The 260-nt window shown below is 74.2% G+C and carries 1 protein-coding gene; it reads left to right on the top strand.

The window, feature by feature from the left end:
* On the top strand, nt 1–260 hold a 260-nt coding region (locus tag SAZ04_RS22380), incomplete at both ends, for an MFS transporter (RefSeq protein WP_332699864.1).

Genomic DNA, 260 nt, shown 5'->3' with positions numbered 1-260 from the left:
ACACGTCCGCCCGGGGCGGCTGGTCCCCAGGCTCCCGTGGCGCTCGGGGACCGCCTGGCTCCTCGTCGCCGTCTTAGCCACGATGAGCTCCGGGTACTACGGGCTGAACACGTGGCTCCCCGACGCCTACGGCGAGCGGGGCTGGAGCGCCGACTCCGCCGGGCTGCTCCTCGCCGCGATGACGCTGACGGCCATCCCGTCCTCGTTCCTCGTCCCGTGGCTGTCCGACCGCCACGGCGGTCGGCGCCCTTGGCTGCTCC

Source organism: Halalkalibacter lacteus (assembly GCF_036663595.1).
GTDB lineage: Bacteria > Bacillota > Bacilli > Bacillales > Bacillaceae_D > Halalkalibacter > Halalkalibacter lacteus.
This window is presented reverse-complemented; position numbering and strand designations above follow the sequence as displayed.